Origin of the sequence: Pedobacter sp. CG_S7 (assembly GCF_040544395.1) — a bacterium.
Taxonomy (GTDB): Bacteria; Bacteroidota; Bacteroidia; order Sphingobacteriales; family Sphingobacteriaceae; genus Pedobacter.
The window spans coordinates 1-1,485 of sequence record NZ_JBEONS010000098.1 but is presented as its reverse complement, the minus strand read 5'-3'; the positions used below and the strand labels follow the sequence as shown (position 1 = coordinate 1,485).

Sequence of the window (1,485 nt, the reverse complement as noted above, 5' to 3'; positions counted from 1 at the left end):
GTATCCGCCCCATGAAGCCCATCTTTTATTTGTAGAAACAATTTCCTATAGCTCTTTTGGTAAGGTTTTATTTTTCCTGTTTCAGTTTAAAGTTTTGGGGATATAAATCCCGGATATTTTTGTGGTTGATGATCATGATATTTTCCAGGGTATATTTCAACCACTGATAAGGGTTTACTTCATGTTTTTTGCAGATGGCGAAGAAGGAATAGATCATGGCTGCACGCTGGGCAGCTTCATGAGTTCCGGCGAACAAATAATTTTTCCGACCCAAACAGGTTGGACGCAGGGCATTTTCTACGAGATTATTATCAATCTCAAGATTTCCATCATATAGATATGCATTCAGTGCATCCCAACGGGCAATGCTGTACTGCATGGCTTTTCCGATCTGACTTTTGGGCAAGGTCTTTTTTACCTCCTGTGTGATCCATTTGCCCATTTGGTTCAGTACAGGTAAAGACTTGGAAAGCCGTAGCTCTTTTCTTTCCTTGGCATCCAGTCCATTTTCCCGGGCTTCCCTTTCTATCGCATATAGTTTTTGGATAAGAAGCATGGCTGTACCTGCCCGTTGGGCATCATTCCCCAATGCCCTGTCATATTCACGTCTAGCATGCGCCCAGCAGGCCAAATGGGTGACCCCTTTCCGTGCGCCGATTTTATTGTACCCGGCATAGCCATCGCTCTGCAGGTAACCTTGAAAGTTTGCCAATACCTTTTCAGCTGCAATGGCACCTCGGGTCGGGCTGTAATCAAACAGCACGGTTTTGTCCAATGGACTGTGGTAGACCCAATAATAGCCTTGATGGCAGGCACCTTTTTTGGTGCTTTCCAGCACTTTTATCGGCGTCTCGTCCGCTTGAATGTATCCTTTGGTTTTCATATCGAAGAGCAGCTGCTCATAAAGTGGTTCCAACCGCTGAAGTGCTTTTTTGGTCCAGCCTTCCAGTGTGGAAGAAGCAATGGGGATGTTTTCCCTTGAAAAGCGTTGCTTTTGTCGGTAAAGCGGTAAATGATCCACGTACTTATCAACCAAGATCGTACTCAGTAGTCCCGATCCGGGAATACCTTTATCGATCACCCGCTCGGGAAGCTCTCCGATAATAACCCCTTCTTTGTTTTTGTTGGTGTATTTATAACGGACATAACGTTTGATGAAGAACCGTGCAGGTTCACACTCCAGTTCCTCGGTCACCTCCTTACCAATGCAGATCATTTCAGACAGGTCGCCTTCCGGGTATATTTCTACAGTTTCCACGGGAAGATGGGACGGCAAAGCCACACGGCCTTTGTGCTCGGATTGTCGTTTACGCTCATAGGTAATCTTTTCTTTGACCACTTCTCGCTGTTCAAGTTCTTTTTCAGTAGATATATGAAAGGGCAAAGGAAGCTGGGAAGCATCTCCTTCAAAGCGTTCCCGTTTTTGGCCGAACTGCATGCGTTTGTACATTTCCACCTGGGCTTTATAATAAGCGACTTCTTGCT

Annotated in this window: 1 protein-coding gene; it reads right to left on the bottom strand. The window is 45.5% G+C overall.

Features of this window, described 5'->3' with window-relative positions:
- Nucleotides 1-67: 67 nt before the first annotated feature.
- The coding region (gene tnpC / locus AAKU52_RS17420; RefSeq protein ID WP_354335911.1) for an IS66 family transposase at nucleotides 68-1,485 on the bottom strand (1,418 nt) is incomplete at its 5' end.